15 protein-coding genes are annotated in these 15,053 nt (G+C 66.3%); 7 read left to right on the top strand and 8 right to left on the bottom strand.

Annotation, left to right across the window (positions count from 1 at the left end):
- Window positions 1-129: 129 nt before the first annotated feature.
- From thrC to QZ500_RS05190, 3 genes are read right to left on the bottom strand one after another with little or no spacing between them, the layout of a single operon-like run.
- A complete protein-coding gene (gene thrC / locus QZ500_RS05200; protein ID WP_295851744.1) occupies window positions 130-1,557 on the bottom strand; it encodes a threonine synthase in 1,428 nt (475 codons plus the stop codon).
- Window positions 1,557-2,879, bottom strand: coding sequence for a homoserine dehydrogenase (locus tag QZ500_RS05195; RefSeq protein ID WP_295851741.1), 1,323 nt, complete (start codon window positions 2,877-2,879; stop codon window positions 1,557-1,559). The genes thrC and QZ500_RS05195 overlap by 1 nt, the downstream gene beginning before the upstream one ends.
- Window positions 2,880-2,934: 55 nt before the next feature.
- Complete coding sequence (locus QZ500_RS05190; RefSeq protein ID WP_295851738.1) at window positions 2,935-4,158, bottom strand: pyridoxal phosphate-dependent aminotransferase; 1,224 nt, start codon at window positions 4,156-4,158, stop codon at window positions 2,935-2,937.
- A 136-nt stretch (window positions 4,159-4,294) separates the two neighbouring features.
- Here QZ500_RS05190 and QZ500_RS05185 point away from each other — a divergent pair, with 136 nt between their 5' ends.
- The 4 genes from QZ500_RS05185 to QZ500_RS05170 all read left to right on the top strand — a co-directional run bounded on the left by QZ500_RS05185 (window position 4,295) and on the right by QZ500_RS05170 (window position 7,748).
- A complete protein-coding gene (locus tag QZ500_RS05185) occupies window positions 4,295-4,669 on the top strand; it encodes an Mth938-like domain-containing protein (RefSeq protein ID WP_295851736.1) in 375 nt (124 codons plus the stop codon).
- Between the two features lie 189 nt (window positions 4,670-4,858).
- Window positions 4,859-5,338, top strand: coding sequence for a peroxiredoxin (locus QZ500_RS05180; protein ID WP_295851733.1), 480 nt, complete (start codon window positions 4,859-4,861; stop codon window positions 5,336-5,338).
- A 159-nt stretch (window positions 5,339-5,497) separates the two neighbouring features.
- The gene (locus QZ500_RS05175; protein ID WP_295851731.1) at window positions 5,498-7,351 is read left to right on the top strand and encodes a PhoH family protein; all 1,854 of its coding nucleotides are present in this window, start codon (window positions 5,498-5,500) and stop codon (window positions 7,349-7,351) included.
- 13 nt (window positions 7,352-7,364) lie between these two features.
- Window positions 7,365-7,748, top strand: a complete 384-nt coding sequence (locus tag QZ500_RS05170; protein ID WP_295851727.1) for a hypothetical protein — start codon at window positions 7,365-7,367, stop codon at window positions 7,746-7,748.
- Between the two features lie 75 nt (window positions 7,749-7,823).
- Here QZ500_RS05170 and dnaB read toward each other — a convergent pair whose 3' ends face one another.
- From dnaB to rpsF, 5 genes are all read right to left on the bottom strand, one after another.
- The gene (gene dnaB, locus QZ500_RS05165; protein ID WP_295851724.1) at window positions 7,824-9,230 is read right to left on the bottom strand and encodes a replicative DNA helicase; all 1,407 of its coding nucleotides are present in this window, start codon (window positions 9,228-9,230) and stop codon (window positions 7,824-7,826) included.
- A 147-nt stretch (window positions 9,231-9,377) separates the two neighbouring features.
- The gene (gene rplI, locus QZ500_RS05160; RefSeq protein ID WP_295851723.1) at window positions 9,378-9,830 is read right to left on the bottom strand and encodes a 50S ribosomal protein L9; all 453 of its coding nucleotides are present in this window, start codon (window positions 9,828-9,830) and stop codon (window positions 9,378-9,380) included.
- A 13-nt stretch (window positions 9,831-9,843) separates the two neighbouring features.
- Window positions 9,844-10,128 carry a 30S ribosomal protein S18 gene (gene rpsR / locus QZ500_RS05155; RefSeq protein WP_295851722.1) on the bottom strand — a complete coding sequence of 95 codons (285 nt, stop codon included), beginning with the start codon at window positions 10,126-10,128 and terminating at the stop codon, window positions 9,844-9,846.
- An 18-nt stretch (window positions 10,129-10,146) separates the two neighbouring features.
- On the bottom strand, window positions 10,147-10,437 hold the full coding sequence (gene priB / locus QZ500_RS05150; protein WP_295851721.1) for a primosomal replication protein N: 291 nt from the start codon (window positions 10,435-10,437) through the stop codon (window positions 10,147-10,149).
- Between the two features lie 14 nt (window positions 10,438-10,451).
- Complete coding sequence (gene rpsF, locus QZ500_RS05145) at window positions 10,452-10,901, bottom strand: 30S ribosomal protein S6 (RefSeq protein WP_295851720.1); 450 nt, start codon at window positions 10,899-10,901, stop codon at window positions 10,452-10,454.
- Between the two features lie 231 nt (window positions 10,902-11,132).
- Here rpsF and grpE point away from each other — a divergent pair, with 231 nt between their 5' ends.
- The 3 genes from grpE (at window position 11,133) to dnaJ (ending at window position 14,985) form a co-directional block, all read left to right on the top strand.
- Window positions 11,133-11,687 carry a nucleotide exchange factor GrpE gene (gene grpE, locus QZ500_RS05140; RefSeq protein ID WP_295851718.1) on the top strand — a complete coding sequence of 185 codons (555 nt, stop codon included), beginning with the start codon at window positions 11,133-11,135 and terminating at the stop codon, window positions 11,685-11,687.
- Between the two features lie 127 nt (window positions 11,688-11,814).
- Window positions 11,815-13,758, top strand: a complete 1,944-nt coding sequence (gene dnaK / locus QZ500_RS05135; RefSeq protein ID WP_295851716.1) for a molecular chaperone DnaK — start codon at window positions 11,815-11,817, stop codon at window positions 13,756-13,758.
- Window positions 13,759-13,854: 96 nt separating this feature from the next.
- Window positions 13,855-14,985 carry a molecular chaperone DnaJ gene (dnaJ, locus tag QZ500_RS05130; RefSeq protein WP_295851714.1) on the top strand — a complete coding sequence of 377 codons (1,131 nt, stop codon included), beginning with the start codon at window positions 13,855-13,857 and terminating at the stop codon, window positions 14,983-14,985.
- The last annotated feature ends 68 nt before the right edge of the window (window positions 14,986-15,053 follow it).

The raw sequence follows: 15,053 nt of genomic DNA, 5'->3' as shown, positions 1-15,053 counted from the left end.
TCATAGCACGTGGCGCACGTCCTGCCTGCGCAAATGGCCGATTTTCGAAGCAAAACGAGACGCAGCCGTTCGACTTGGCGGCTGTGTATGCATCCGCCACAGACCGAAGTGCCGCCAGCACGCGTCCGCTCAGGCGCAGTGCGCGGCGATGTACGCCTGCACCGCCGCCGTGTCGGCCGGCAGTTCGGTCACTCGCTTGGGCAGTTCCTCGATGCCCTCGAACTGCGCCGGCCGCTCCGGCTGCTGGCCGAGCGCCTCGACGATGGTCGCGGCGAACTTGATCGGCAGCGCGGTTTCCAGCACCACCATCGGCACGCCGGGCTGCAGCTGCTCGCGCGCCACCTTCAGGCCGTCGGCGGTGTGGGTGTCGATCATGGTGGCGAAGCGCGTCCAGGTGTCGCGAATCGTCGCCAGCCGGTCGGCATGGGTGCTGCGTCCGCTCGCGAAGCCGTACTTGCCCGAGGCGTCGGCGAAGGAGCGGTGCTCGTGCAGCTCGAACTTGCCGTGGCGGCCCAGCTCGTCCTGGAACAACCGCTTCACTTCCGCACCGTCGCGGTCGAGCAGGTCGAACACGAAACGCTCGAAGTTGCTCGCCTTGCTGATGTCCATCGACGGGCTGGAGGTCTCGTGCGTGTCGGCGCTGCCGCGCACCCGGTACACGCCGGTGCGGAAGAACTCGTCGAGCACATCGTTCTCGTTGGTCGCCACCACCAGCCGCGCAATCGGCAGGCCCATCATCCGCGCCACGTGGCCGGCGCAGACGTTGCCGAAGTTGCCGCTCGGCACCGAGAAGCTGACCTTCTGGTCGTTGCTGCGGCTCGCCTGGAAGTAGCCGGCGAAGTAGTACACCACCTGCGCCAGCAGCCGCGCCCAGTTGATCGAGTTGACCGTGCCGATCTTGTACTGGCGCTTGAAATCCAGGTCGTTCGACACCGCCTTCACGATGTCCTGGCAGTCGTCGAACACGCCGTCGATTGCCAGGTTGTGGATGTTGGCGTCCTGCAGGCTGAACATCTGCGCCTGCTGGAACGGGCTCATCCGGCCCTTGGGCGAAGTCATGAACACGCGCACCCCGCGCTTGCCCTTCATCGCGTATTCGGCGGCGCTACCGGTGTCGCCGCTGGTCGCGCCGAGGATGTTGAGTTCCTCGCCACGGCGGCCCAGCTCGTACTCGAACAGGTTGCCAAGCAGCTGCATCGCCATGTCCTTGAAGGCGAGCGTCGGGCCGTTCGACAGCGCCTCCAGGTACACGCCGTCCTCCAGTTCGCGCAGCGGCACGATTTCCTTCGTGCCGAAGACTTCCTGGGTGTAAGTCTTCTCGCAGATCGCCTTCAGGTCGGCCGCCGGAATGTCGTCGATGTAGAGCGACAGGATCTCGAATGCCAGTGCGGCGTAGCCCTGCTGGTCGTACACGGTGCGCCATTGCCGCAGCGTCGCGGCATCGGCCTGCGGGTAGTGCTCCGGCAGGTACAGGCCGCCGTCGGGCGCCAGGCCTTCGAGCAGGATGTCGGAGAAGCGCTTGCGGTCCGGGTGGCCGCGGGTGGAGAGGTATTGCATCAGGCCAGCTCTTCCTTGCGGATGCGCACGATCGGCGCCAGCACGGTCGGCAGCGCCTGCATCTGGGCGATGGCGGCGTCCATCGTGCCTTCGCGGGTGTCGTGGGTCAGGATGATCACGTCGGTCTGCGTCGCGCCCTCGCCCGCCACTTCGTCGGCCTCGCGCTGCAGCACCGCGTCGATGCTGATGCCGGCGTCGGCCAGCAGGCCGGTCACGCGGGCCAGCACGCCGGCCTGGTCGGCCACGCGCAGCCGCAGGTAGTAGCCGGTGACCACGTCGGCCATCGGCAGCACCGGCAGGTCGCTCATCGCGTCCGGCTGGAAGGCGAGATGCGGTACGCGGTTGCCGGGGTCGGCGGTGTGCAGGCGGGCGATGTCCACCAGGTCGGCGATCACCGCGCTGGCGGTCGGCTCGCTGCCGGCGCCCTTGCCGTAGTAGAGCGTGGTGCCGACGGCGTCGCCCTGCACCATCACCGCGTTCATCGCGCCCTCGACGTTGGCGAGCAGCCGCTTGGCCGGCACCAGGCTGGGGTGCACCCGCAGTTCGATGCCATTGTCCCGACGCTTGGCGATGCCCAGCAGCTTGATGCGGTACCCCAGTTGTTCGGCATAGCGGATGTCCTGTGCGCCGAGCTTTGTGATGCCCTCGACGTGCGCCTTGTCGAACTGCACCGGGATACCGAAGGCGATCGCCGACATCAGCGTGGCCTTGTGCGCGGCGTCCACGCCCTCGATGTCGAAGGTCGGGTCGGCTTCGGCATAGCCGAGGCGCTGGGCTTCCTTCAGCACCACGTCGAAGTCCAGGCCCTTGTCCCGCATCTCCGACAGGATGAAGTTGGTGGTGCCGTTGATGATGCCGGCGAGCCACTGGATGCTGTTGGCGGTCAGGCCTTCGCGCAGCGCCTTGATGATCGGGATGCCGCCGGCGACCGCGGCCTCGAACGCGACCATCACGCCCTTCTTGTGCGCCGCCTCGAAGATCTCGGTGCCGTGCACCGCGAGCAGGGCCTTGTTGGCCGTCACCACGTGCTTGCTGGCGGCGATGGCGTCCATCACCAGCTGTTTGGCGATGCCGTAGCCGCCGATCAGCTCGACCACGATGTCGATCTCGGGGTTGGCGACCACCTGGCGGGCGTCGCCGACCACCTGCACGCCTTCGCCCACCGCAGCGCGAGCGCGTTCGGTGTCGAGGTCGGCGACCATCGTGATCTCGATGCCGCGGCCGGCGCGGCGGCGGATCTCTTCCTGGTTGCGGCGCAGCACGTTGAAGGTGCCGCTGCCGACGGTGCCGATGCCCAGCAGGCCCACTTGAATCGGTTTCATGGAACTCTTGGAATTGTGAGATGGAAAAACGGGTCGAGCGCCGGTGCAGCTTGCGTCAGGCGCTACGCTTTCGATAGCTTTCGAGGAACTTGGCGATGCGGCCGATGGCCTCGCGCAGATCGTCCTCGTGCGGCAGGAACACGATCCGGAAATGGTCCGGATCGGGCCAGTTGAAGCCGGTGCCCTGCACCAGCATCACCCGGGTTTCCTGCAGCAGCTCCAGGAAGAACTGCCGGTCGTCCCTGATCGGGTAGACCGCCGGGTCGAGGCGGGGGAACATGTAGAGCGCCGCCTGCGGCTTGACGCAGCTGACGCCCGGGATCGCGGTGATCAGTTCGTAGGCCAGGTCGCGCTGGCGCCGCAGCCGGCCGCCGGGGCCGACCAGTTCATTGATGCTCTGGTAGCCGCCGAGCGCGGTCTGCACCGCCCACTGGCCCGGCACGTTGGCGCACAGCCGCATGTTCGAGAGCATGTTCAGGCCCTCGATGTAGTCGCGGCCCGCCTTCTTGTCGCCCGACACCACCATCCAGCCGGCGCGGTAGCCGCACGACCGGTAGCTCTTCGACAGCGAATTGAAGGTGAGCGTCAGCACGTCCTCCGACAGGCTGGCGATCGCGGTGTGGCGCACGTCGTCGTACAGCACCTTGTCGTAGACCTCGTCGGCCAGCAGCACCAGGCCGTGCTCGCGTGCGATCGCGACGATGCCCTTCAGCAATTCGTCGGAATACAGCGCGCCGGTCGGGTTGTTCGGGTTGATGACGACGATGCCCTTGGTGCGCGGGGTGATCTTCGCGCGGATGTCGGCCAGGTCGGGCATCCAGCCGTTGGCCTCGTCGCAGCGGTAGTGGACCGGCGTACCGCCCGACAGGCTGGTACAGGCGGTCCAGAGCGGGTAGTCGGGCATCGGCACCAGCAGCTCGTCGCCGTCGTCGAGCAGCGCGTTGGTCGCCATCGCGATCAGTTCGGAGGCGCCGTTGCCGAGGTAGATGTCCTCGAGCGTCACGCCCTCGACGCCCTGCTCCTGGGTGTAGTGCATCACCGCCTTGCGCGCGGCGAAGATGCCCTTGCTGTCCGAGTAACCTGCCGAATTCGGCAGGTTGCGGATCATGTCCTGCTGCACTTCTTCGGGCGCATCGAAGCCGAACACCGCCAGGTTGCCGATGTTGAGCTTGATGATCTTCTGGCCCTCTTCCTCCATCTGCTTGGCGCGGTCCATGATCGGACCGCGGATGTCGTAGAGGACGTTGGCCAGCTTGGCGGATTTCTGGATCGCTTTCAAAGTCCCTCCCGGGGGCGGTGCAACAGCGGGGAAACCTATAATTGGACCACAGTTCCCCGCCGCCTCCGGCACCCGGCGCCTGCCCGTCGGCCACCTGCCACGGCCCGCGCCGACGGCTCATCCCCCTCCCTGATCCATGAAGCTCCAGCCCGACAAGCTCGACGTGCAGTCCATCGGCGGCTACGGCCCCGGCTGGATCGCGATCGATACCGAGAAGGTCATGCAGAGCGTCGTGATCGGCGCCCGCGGCGAGCGTTTCGACTGGCACTGCGCGACCTTTGCGGACCTGGGCCCGGACCACTTCGCGCGGCTCGCCGAACTGGATGCGGAACTGGTGATCTTCGGCAGCGGGCTCAAGCTGCGCTTTCCGCCGCCGGCCTGGCTGCAGCCGCTGATCGCGCGGCGCATCGGCCTGGAGACGATGGACACGTCGGCCGCCTGCCGGACCTACAACATCCTTGCGGGCGAAGGACGGCGCGTGGTGGCCGCGCTGCTGTTGGAAACCCCTTAAGCGGTCGTTCCCATCCGATGCGTGGTCCGCGCAGCGGGCTGCGAATGGTAAAATAAGCGGTTGCTACCGGGTGGCGCAAAGCGAGCGGCGATGCTTTTGCGCCTGGTGTGTTGCGGCAGGACGTCCTTTGCGGCGTCCCCGCCCCCGGCTTTTCAACGGCCAGGTCCCGTCACAGGAAATAGAACTCATATGGCGATCGTTGTCAACAAGCTCATTCCCGAATTCGAAGCGAACGCCACGAACGGAATCAAGGTTTCCAACACCTCCCACCTCGGTCACACGATGGTGCTGTATTTCTACCCGAAGGACAACACGCCCGGCTGCACCACCGAAGCGATGCAGTTCCGCGACTACTACCAGGAGTTTGTGAAGGCCGGCGCCACCGTGTTCGGCGTCTCGCGCGACAACATGAAGTCGCACGACGACTTCAAGGCCAAGGTCGAACTGCCCTTCGAACTCATCGCCGACACCGAAGAGAAGATGTGCCACATGTTCGGCGTGGTCAAGAACAAGATCATGTACGGCAAGAAGGTCAAGGGCATCGAGCGCAGCACCTTCCTGATCGGCCCGGATGGCGTGCTGCGGGCCGAATGGCGCGGCCTGAAGGTGCCGGGCCATGTGGACGAAGTGCTCGCCGCGGTCAAGGAACTGAACCGCCAGGCGGCCTGACATACGCTGCAACAACTGGCGCTCGACCGATTCGGCGGGACTGCATAATGGGTTCATGACCCTGGTCCGCACCGACACGATCGCCCCCGAAAGCCGTCTGCTTCCAGACGGCTTTTTTGTTTCGGAATTTGTTCCGGTTCTCTTCGCCGACTGACCGCCATGCCCCTGCCTCCCGCCCCTTCGAAGCGCGCCACCGTCCTGCCGGTATCGGCCTACCACGAGGCCGACGCCCAAGCCGGCCGCACGCCCCGCGACACCGCCGCCGCGGTGGAGCCGCAGTCGCCTGCGCCTGCGAAGAAGCGCACACGCCGCACCGAGGCCGTCGCACTGCAGGCCGTGCCGGTCACCCGCGATACGCTCGACCGCACCGACACGGTCGAGGCGCCGACCGTGCCCGAGGTCCTGTCCACCACGACCGCCGGCCCGGCCACCGCATCGCTGCTGACGGCGCATCCGAGCGGCAGCCGCCCCGCATCGCGCGCGAAGGCGCCTGCCCCCGCGGCGCCGGCCCCCGCCGTCGCGCCCCCGGCCACCGCACCATCGACTGCTCGCGGCCGCATGACCCGCGCCGACGCACCCGCCGCACCGAAGGCGCGCCGCGGCCGCACCGCCGCCGACAGCGCACAAACCAAGCTGTTCGTGCTCGACACCAACGTGCTGCTGCACGATCCGATGTGCCTGTTCCGCTTCGAGGAGCACGACATCTATCTGCCGATGATCGTGCTGGAAGAGCTCGACGGCCACAAGAAGGGCATGACCGAAGTCGCCCGCAACGGCCGCCAGACCAGCCGCACGCTCGATGCGCTGGCCGGTGCGCAGGGCGCCGACATCGCCAAGGGCCTGCAGCTCGACACCACAGGCCACCGCGAGGCCGGCGGCTGTTTGTTCTTCCAGACCGAGGCGCTCGACTACAGCCTGCCGACCAGCCTGCCGCAGGGCAAGGCCGACAACCAGATCCTCGGCGTCGTTGAGGCACTGCGCGACAAGCATGCACCGCGCAAGGTGGTGCTGGTGTCCAAGGACATCAACATGCGCGTGAAGGCGCGCGCCCTTGGCCTCGACGCCGAGGACTACCAGAACGACAAGGTGCTGGAAGACGGCGACCTGCTGTACTCCGGCGCGATGGCGCTGCCGCCCGACTTTTGGACCAAGAACGGCAAGAGCGTCGAGAGCTGGCAGAGCGGCGGCAGCACCTTCTACCGGATCAACGGCCCGGTGGTGCCCAGCCTGCTGGTCAACCAGTTCGTGTACTTCGAGGCGCCCGGCGAGCCGAGCCTCTACGCCCGCGTGACCGAGATCCGCGAAAAGACCGCGGTGCTGCAGACATTGAAGGATTTCGGCTCCGCGAAGAACGCGGTCTGGGGCGTCAACACCCGCAACCGCGAGCAGAACTTCGCGATGAACCTGCTGACCGATCCGGAAGTGGACTTCGTCACGCTGACCGGCACCGCCGGCACCGGCAAGACGCTGATGGCGCTCGCTGCCGGCCTGACGCAGGTGCTCGACGACCGCCGCTACACCGAGATCATCATGACCCGCGCCACGGTGAGCGTCGGCGAGGACATCGGCTTCCTGCCCGGCACCGAGGAAGAGAAGATGGGCCCCTGGATGGGCGCGCTCGACGACAACCTCGAATTCCTGGCCAAGGGCGACGGCGGCAACGCCGGCGAATGGGGCCGGGCCGCCACCAACGAGCTGATCCGCTCGCGCATCAAGATCAAGAGCCTGAACTTCATGCGCGGCCGCACATTCCTGAACCGCTACGTGATCATCGACGAGGCGCAGAACCTCACGCCCAAGCAGATGAAGACGCTGATCACCCGCGCCGGCCCCGGCACCAAGATCGTCTGCATGGGCAACCTGGCGCAGATCGACACGCCCTACCTCACCGAGGGATCGTCGGGCCTGACCTTCGCGGTCGACAAGTTCAAGGGCTGGCCGCACGGCGGGCACATCACCCTGGCCCGCGGCGAGCGTTCGCGCCTCGCGGACTTCGCGAGCGAAGTGCTCTGACCAGGAGGCGGCCATGGCCCTGTGGATGACCGCCCTCAAGCTCGTCCCTTGGGACGACGTGATCAAGGCGACACCGAAGCTGGTGCGCCAGGCCAAGCAGCTGTTCCGCAGCAGCAAGGAACCCGCGCCGCCCGGTGCCGAGGTGTCGGCCGACGTGCTGCGCTCGCACGACCCGGAGGCGATCGCCACCCTCGCCCGGGCACTGCACGAGCGGGTGCAGGTGCTGGAGAAGGAGCAACAGGCGTCGGCCGCGCTGATGGAGTCGCTGGCCGAGCAGCACGAAATGGTCGTCCAGGCGCTGGGCACCCTGCGGGCCCGCGCCCGGCTGCTGACGATCGCCTGCGCCGTCCTGTTCGTGGCGGTGGTCGTGCTGATCGTCTGGGCGTCAGGCCGCTGACCGTCTGCTATCGAAACAAGAGCGCCCTGCGCCCGTCGGACGGGCGCAGGGCGCTCTTTTTCGTGCGAAACGGCCTCAGAAGTCGTCCGACGAACCGGTCATCAGGCTTTCGAAGCGCGTCAGCGGCTTCAGGAAGGCCAGCTTGACCGTGCCGGTCGGGCCGTTCCGCTGCTTGCCGATGATCACCTCGGCCACGCCCGGCTCCTTGCTGTCCTTGTTGTAGTAGTCGTCGCGGTAAATGAACATGATGATGTCCGCGTCTTGCTCGATGGCGCCCGACTCCCGCAGGTCGGACATCATCGGCCGCTTGTCGGTGCGCTGCTCCACCGACCGGTTGAGCTGCGATAGCGCGATCACCGGGCACTGCAACTCCTTGGCCAGCATCTTCAGGCCCCGCGAGATCTCGCCCAGTTCGGTCGCCCGGTTGTCGCCGCCCGCGCCGCCGGAGCCGCTCATCAGCTGCAGGTAGTCGACCACGATCAGGCCGAGCTTGCCGCACTGCCGCGCCAGCCGGCGGGCATTGGCGCGCAGTTCGCTCGGCGTCAGGCCGGGCGTTTCGTCGATGTGCAGCGACACGGTCCGCAACCGCTCGATCGCCTCGGTGAGACGCGGCCATTCGTCGTCGGTCAGCTTGCCGGTGCGCAGGTGGCCCTGGTCGATCCGCCCGATCGAGCCGACGATACGCACCGCCAGCTGGGCGGCACCCATTTCCATCGAGAACACCGCCACCGGCAGACCCTCGTTCAGCGCCACATGCTCGGCAATGTTGACCGCAAACGCCGTCTTGCCCATCGACGGCCGCGCCGCCAGCACCACCATGTCGCCGGCCTGCAGGCCGGAGGTCATGCGGTCGAGGTCGTAGAAGCCGGTCGGCACGCCGGTGATGTCGTTCGGGTTGTCCGCCATCTCCTGCACCCGGTCGAGCAGGTCAACCACCAGGGTGTCCATGCTCTGGAAGCCCTGCTTCATCCGCGAGCCTTCCTCGCCGATGTTGAAGATCTTCTGCTCGGCCTCGTCGAGAATCTTGGCGATCGGCTTGCCCTGCGGATTGAAGGCGTTGGTGGCGATCTCGTCGCTGGCGCTGACCAGCTTGCGCAGGATCGAACGCTCCCGCACGATTTCTGCATAGCGGCGGATGTTGCCGGCGCTGGGCACGTACTGCGCCAGCGCGTTCAGGTACGTCAGCCCGCCGACCTCGTCGGCGTTGCCCAGGCTCTGCAGCTGCTCGAACACCGTGATCACGTTGGCCGGCTTCGACGCGTTGATCAGGGTGCCGATGGCTGCGTATACCAGCTTGTGCTCGTGCCGGTAGAAGTCGGCGTCCTTCAGCAGGTCGCCGACGCGGTCCCAGGCGCCGTTGTCGAGCAGCAGGCCGCCGAGCACGCTGGACTCGGCCTCGATGGAATGCGGCGGCACCCGCAGCTGCGCAACCTCGCGGTCGGCGGCATCGTCAAAGCTGCTGTAGCTGGGAACGGCGGACATGGCGACCTCGGCGGGCCGGCGCACCGGCGCCGGCTGGGGATAAGGGGTGGACAGGCGGTGCAGTTCCGGGGGGCAACCCGGTATAAGTCGCGCCGCCAGAAACACAAAAGCCGCCCTGCGGCGGCTTCTGCGTCGGAGTGGCGGACCTCAGGCGGTTTCGCCGTAGACCGTCACGGTGATGTCGACGGTCACGTCGGTGTGCAGCTGCACGGAGACGGTGTTGTCGCCCACGACCTTGATCGGGCCGTTCGGCAGACGGATCTGCGACTTCGCGACCTTGTAGCCGTTCTTGTTCAGTTCCTCGGCGATGTCCGCGTTGGTGACCGAACCGAACAGGCGGCCGTCCACGCCGGCCTTCTGGGTCAGCTTGACGGTCGTGCCGGCGAGCTTTTCGCCCTGGGCTTGGGATTCGGCCAGCTTGGCAGCGGCCGCCTTTTCCAGTTCGGCGCGCTTGGCTTCGAACTCGGCCTTGGCGGCCGCGGTCGCGCGGCGTGCACGGCCTTGCGGGATCAGGAAGTTGCGGGCGTAGCCGTCCTTGACCTTGACGACTTCGCCGAGGTTGCCGAGGTTCACGACCTTGTCGAGCAGGATGATTTGCATGACAGGTGGCTCCTTAGTTGGACTTGTGCTGGTCGCTGTACGGGACCAGGGCCAGGAAGCGCGCACGCTTGATGGCGGTGTTGAGCTGGCGCTGGAAGATAGCGCGGGTGCCGGTCAGGCGTGCCGGGATGATCTTGCCGTTCTCGGCGATGAAGTCGCGCAGGGTGTCGACGTCCTTGTAGTCGATTTCCTCGACGCCGGTCACGGTGAAGCGGCAGAAGCGCTTGCGCTTGAACAGCAGCGACTGGGTGTTGCGCTTCGGGCGCTTGTCTTTGTTGAAACGTTTCGGTCCGGGCATGGTGGACTCCTGATGAAATTAGATCTGTTGAAAATCCTGGATGTGGAGCACGACGTGCTTCGCGTTCCGGGGGGTGGCCAGAAAACCGGTGAAGCGCCAGAGGCTGCCGATCGGCTGGCTTGCGAGCCGCTCGGCTACCGCACCGAATGCCACCGCCTTCAGTGCGGCCTTCACGTCGCGCTGCTGTCCGGCTTCCGCGCACCGCGACTCGTGTTCGAGCCGCAGGTCCAGCGCGGGCAACCCGGCAGGCGTGAAACGAAGGGCTTTGGCTTCGGCAATGCTGGCAGCCAGCACGACCCGGTTGTCCACTCCCCCAGGAGACGTCAGCTGCGGTCGCGGTCGCCGCCGCGATCGCCGCGGTCACCACCACGATCGCCACGGTCGCCGCCGCGGTCACCGCGCTCGCCGGAAGCGGCGAACTCGGCCTGCTGGGCCTTGCGGGCTTCCTCGCGCTCGACGGTCTTCATCATCGAGGACGGGCCGGTGTCGGCCTTCTTGCGCTGCACGGTCAGGTGGCGCAGCACGGCATCGTTGAACTTGAACGCATGTTCCAGTTCGGCCATCACGGCCTGGTCGGCTTCGATGTTGATGCAGATGTAGTGGGCCTTGGCGAGCTTGTTGATCAGGTACGCCAGCTGACGGCGGCCCCAGTCTTCCACGCGGTGGATCTTGCCGCCGCCGGCGGTGATCATGCCCTTGTAGCGCTCGAGCATGGCAGGCACCTGCTCGCTCTGATCCGGGTGGATCAACAGGATGATTTCATAATGACGCATCGGATCTCCTTCTGGATGAAGCCGCCCGCAGCGTCTGTTTGCGGTGCGGCAAGGCAAAGCCGGCGATTATAGCCCGGCTTTTTTCGTTCGGGAGCCCGCCTTGCAATCGACCGAACCAGAGCCATGTGCGGGACGTTCCGGCGCACCGCAGGCTGTACGGACGCCACCCTTGAAATCCTGCCGCCCGCCGCCAGCTGGCGCGCGTACCAACCCGAAACCTCCGCAGAACCGATGAGCGATCCCTCCCAGAACCAGAACGTTCCGCCCGCCGATGCCTCGCCCGAGGAAACCGAGGCTGCCCTGCACGCCCACGCGCACGACGCGCTGACCCAGGCGCAGGCCGAACTCGCCGAGCTGCAGAAGAAGAGCGCCGATCTCGCCGACCAGTACCTGCGCGCCAAGGCCGATGCCGAGAACGCCCGGCGCCGTGCCGAGGAGGAAATCTCCAAGGCCCGCAAGTTCGGCATCGAGTCCTTCGCCGAGAGCCTGCTGCCGGTGGCTGACAGCCTCGAAGCCGCGCTGGCGGTGAAGGAAGCTACGCCCGAGCAGCTGCGCGAAGGTGCGGAAGCCACCCTGCGCCAGCTGAGCTCGGCGCTGGAGCGCAACAAGGTGATCGCGATCGCGCCGCCCGCCGGCACGAAGTTCGATCCGCATCTGCACCAGGCGATCAGCATGGTCCCGGCGGAGCAGGAAGCCAACACCGTCGTGTCGGTCCTGCAGAAGGGCTATTCCATCGCCGACCGCACGCTGCGCCCGGCACTGGTGACCGTCGCGGCGCCGAAGTAAGCCACCCGTTTCCCGTGGATGCCGCAGAGGGCGGCACCGTGCGATCGACAGGCATTTCGCCTCTTGAATCGTGCAAAGTTATCCACAACTCGACGACAAGCAAACTTTTTCAGATCAGGAGAAATTCATGGGCAAGATCATCGGCATCGACCTGGGCACGACCAACTCGTGCGTTGCGATCATGGAGGGCAACACCACCAAGGTCATCGAGAACTCCGAAGGCGCTCGCACCACGCCGTCCATCATCGCGTACCAGGAAGGCGGCGAGATCCTCGTCGGCGCCTCCGCCAAGCGCCAGGCGGTCACCAACCCGAAGAACACCCTCTATGCGGTCAAGCGCCTGATCGGCCGCAAGTTCGAGGAAAAGGAAGTCCAGAAGGACATTGACCTGATGCCCTACAGCATCGCCAAGGCAGACAACGGCGACGCATGGGTGGAAGTGCGCGGCCAGAAGCTGGCCCCGCCGCAGGTCAGCGCCGAAGTGCTGCGCAAGATGAAGAAGACCGCCGAGGACTACCTGGGCGAGCCGGTGACCGAGGCCGTGATCACGGTGCCGGCCTACTTCAACGATGCCCAGCGCCAGGCCACCAAGGACGCCGGCCGCATCGCCGGACTGGATGTCAAGCGCATCATCAACGAGCCGACCGCCGCGGCACTGGCCTTCGGCCTCGACAAGAACGAGAAGGGCGACCGCAAGATCGCCGTGTACGACCTGGGCGGCGGCACGTTCGACGTGTCGATCATCGAGATCGCCGACGTGGACGGCGAGAAGCAATTCGAAGTGCTGTCGACCAACGGCGACACCTTCCTCGGCGGCGAGGACTTCGACCAGCGCATCATCGACTACATCATCAGCGAGTTCAAAAAGGAACAGGGCGTCGACCTGTCGAAGGACGTGCTCGCGCTGCAGCGCCTGAAGGAAGCGGCCGAGAAGGCGAAGATCGAGCTGTCGTCTTCGAGCGGCACCGACATCAACCTGCCCTACGTGACCGCCGACGCGACCGGCCCGAAACACCTGAACATCAAGCTGAGCCGCGCCAAGCTGGAAAGCCTGGTCGACGAGCTGGTCGAGCGCACCATCGCGCCCTGCCGCACTGCGATCAAGGACGCCGGCGTGTCGGTATCCGACATCGACGACGTGATCCTGGTCGGCGGCATGACCCGCATGCCCAAGGTGCAGGAGAAGGTCAAGGAGTTCTTCGGCAAGGAGCCGCGCAAGGACGTGAACCCGGACGAGGCCGTGGCCGTCGGTGCCGCGATCCAGGGCCAGGTGCTGTCCGGCGACCGCAAGGACGTTCTGCTGCTCGACGTGACCCCGCTGTCGCTCGGCATCGAGACGCTCGGCGGCGTGATGACCAAGATGATCACCAAGAACACCACGATCCCGACGAAGTTCGCGCAGACCTTCTCGACCGCCGACGACAACCAGCCGGCGGTGACGATCAAGGTGTTCCAGGGCGAGCGCGAGCTGGCCTCGGCCAACAAGCTGCTCGGCGAGTTCAACCTGGAAGGCATCCCGCCGGCCGCCCGCGGCACCCCGCAGATCGAGGTGTCCTTCGACATCGACGCCAACGGCATCCTGCACGTGGGCGCCAAGGACAAGGCGACCGGCAAGGAGAACAAGATCACCATCAAGGCCAACTCGGGCATCTCCGAGGAGGAAATCCAGAAGATGGTGAAGGACGCCGAGCTGAACGCGGCCGAGGACAAGAAGAAGCTGGAGATCGTGCAGGCCCGTAACCAGGGCGAGGCCACGGTCCACGGCGTGCGCAAGTCCCTGGCCGAGCATGGCGACAAGCTCGAGGCCGGCGAGAAGGAGAAGATCGAGGCGGCCGCCAAGGACCTGGAAGAAGCGCTGAAGGGCGAGGACAAGTCGGCCATCGAGGAAAAGACGACCGCCCTGATGACCGCGAGCCAGAAGCTCGGCGAGAAGATGTACGCCGACCAGGCGGCCGCAGGCGGCATGGGCGGCGACGGTGCCGCCGAGCAGCCGCAGGCGCACACCACCGCCACCGGCCCGGCCGACGACAACGTCGTCGATGCCGAGGTGAAGGAAGTCAAGAAGGGCTGACCAGCCCACCGGGCGCTCGAGCGTCTGTGCCGCCGCGCCGGGTTTCGCAAGAAAGCCGGCGCGGCGTTCTGTTGTCGACAGACCTGAAGAGAAGCAATGGCGAAACGTGACTATTACGAAGTGCTCGGCCTCGCGAAGAACGCGAGCGACGAGGACATCAAGAAGGCTTATCGCAAGCTCGCGATGAAGCACCACCCCGACCGCAACCAGGGCGATGCGGCCAAGGCGGCGGAGGAAAAGTTCAAGGAGGCCAAGGAGGCCTACGAGATGCTGGCCGATCCGCAGAAGCGGGCGGCCTACGACCAGTACGGTCATGCCGGCGTCGATCCCAACATGCGCGGCCCGGGCGGCGCGGAAGGCTTCGGCGGCTTCGCGGAAGCCTTCGGCGACATCTTCGGCGACATGTTCGGCCAGCAGCGCGGCCGGGCGGGCGGCCGCCAGGTCTACCGCGGCGGCGACCTGAGCTACGCGATGGAGATCACACTCGAGGAAGCCGCCCGCGGCAAGGATGCGCAGATCCGCATTCCGAGCTGGGAATCCTGCGAGACCTGCCACGGCAGCGGCGCCAAGCCCGGTACCAAGCCGATCACCTGCACCACCTGCAACGGCGGCGGCACGGTGCAGATGCGCCAGGGCTTCTTCAGCGTGCAGCAGACCTGCCCGCAGTGCCACGGCACCGGCAAGATCATTCCCGAGCCCTGCACGACCTGCCACGGCAAGGGCCAGATCAAGAAGCAGAAGACGCTGGAAGTGAAGATCCCGGCCGGCATCGACGACGGCATGCGCATCCGCAGCGTCGGCAACGGCGAGCCGGGCACCAACGGCGGGCCGCCGGGCGACCTGTTCATCGAGATCCGCGTCAAGAAGAACGACATCTTCGAGCGCGACGGAGACGACCTGCACTGCCAGGTGCCGGTGAGCTTCATCACCGCAGCGCTCGGCGGCGAGATCGAGGTGCCGACGCTCAACGGCAAGGCGGCGATCGACATTCCCGAAGGCACCCAGGCCGGCAAGCAGTTCCGGCTGCGCGGCAAGGGCATCAAGGGTGTGCGCTCCAGCTACCCGGGCGACCTGTACTGCCACATCGCGGTCGAGACGCCGGTGAAGCTGACCGAGCACCAGCGCAAGCTGCTGCGCGAGCTGGAAGAGTCGCTGAAGAAGGGTGGCGGCAAGCATTCGCCCAACGGCGAAACCTGGACCGACAAGCTGAAGAACCTGTTCAGTTAAGCGCCGCACTCGTCGCACGATGCCCCCGCCGTCTCCATGAGAGATGGCGGGGGTTTCTTTTTGCAGAG

Origin of the sequence: uncultured Xylophilus sp. (assembly GCA_913776965.1) — a bacterium.
Taxonomy (GTDB): domain Bacteria; phylum Pseudomonadota; class Gammaproteobacteria; order Burkholderiales; family Burkholderiaceae_C; genus Xylophilus.
Note: the sequence above shows the minus strand (reverse complement) of the source record. Positions and strands in the feature narration are given on the sequence as shown.

Bases quoted from the DNA above. Each gene is read 5' to 3' on its own strand.
- thrC (WP_295851744.1), bottom strand. From the start codon at position 1,557: ATGCAATACCTCTCCACCCGCGGCCACCCGGACCGCAAGCGCTTCTCC.
- QZ500_RS05195 (WP_295851741.1), bottom strand. From the start codon at position 2,879: ATGAAACCGATTCAAGTGGGCCTGCTGGGCATCGGCACCGTCGGCAGC.
- QZ500_RS05185 (WP_295851736.1), top strand. From the start codon at position 4,295: ATGAAGCTCCAGCCCGACAAGCTCGACGTGCAGTCCATCGGCGGCTAC.
- QZ500_RS05180 (WP_295851733.1), top strand. From the start codon at position 4,859: ATGGCGATCGTTGTCAACAAGCTCATTCCCGAATTCGAAGCGAACGCC.
- QZ500_RS05175 (WP_295851731.1), top strand. From the start codon at position 5,498: ATGCCCCTGCCTCCCGCCCCTTCGAAGCGCGCCACCGTCCTGCCGGTA.
- QZ500_RS05170 (WP_295851727.1), top strand. From the start codon at position 7,365: ATGGCCCTGTGGATGACCGCCCTCAAGCTCGTCCCTTGGGACGACGTG.
- dnaB (WP_295851724.1), bottom strand. From the start codon at position 9,230: ATGTCCGCCGTTCCCAGCTACAGCAGCTTTGACGATGCCGCCGACCGC.
- rplI (WP_295851723.1), bottom strand. From the start codon at position 9,830: ATGCAAATCATCCTGCTCGACAAGGTCGTGAACCTCGGCAACCTCGGC.
- rpsR (WP_295851722.1), bottom strand. From the start codon at position 10,128: ATGCCCGGACCGAAACGTTTCAACAAAGACAAGCGCCCGAAGCGCAAC.
- rpsF (WP_295851720.1), bottom strand. From the start codon at position 10,901: ATGCGTCATTATGAAATCATCCTGTTGATCCACCCGGATCAGAGCGAG.
- grpE (WP_295851718.1), top strand. From the start codon at position 11,133: ATGAGCGATCCCTCCCAGAACCAGAACGTTCCGCCCGCCGATGCCTCG.
- dnaK (WP_295851716.1), top strand. From the start codon at position 11,815: ATGGGCAAGATCATCGGCATCGACCTGGGCACGACCAACTCGTGCGTT.
- dnaJ (WP_295851714.1), top strand. From the start codon at position 13,855: ATGGCGAAACGTGACTATTACGAAGTGCTCGGCCTCGCGAAGAACGCG.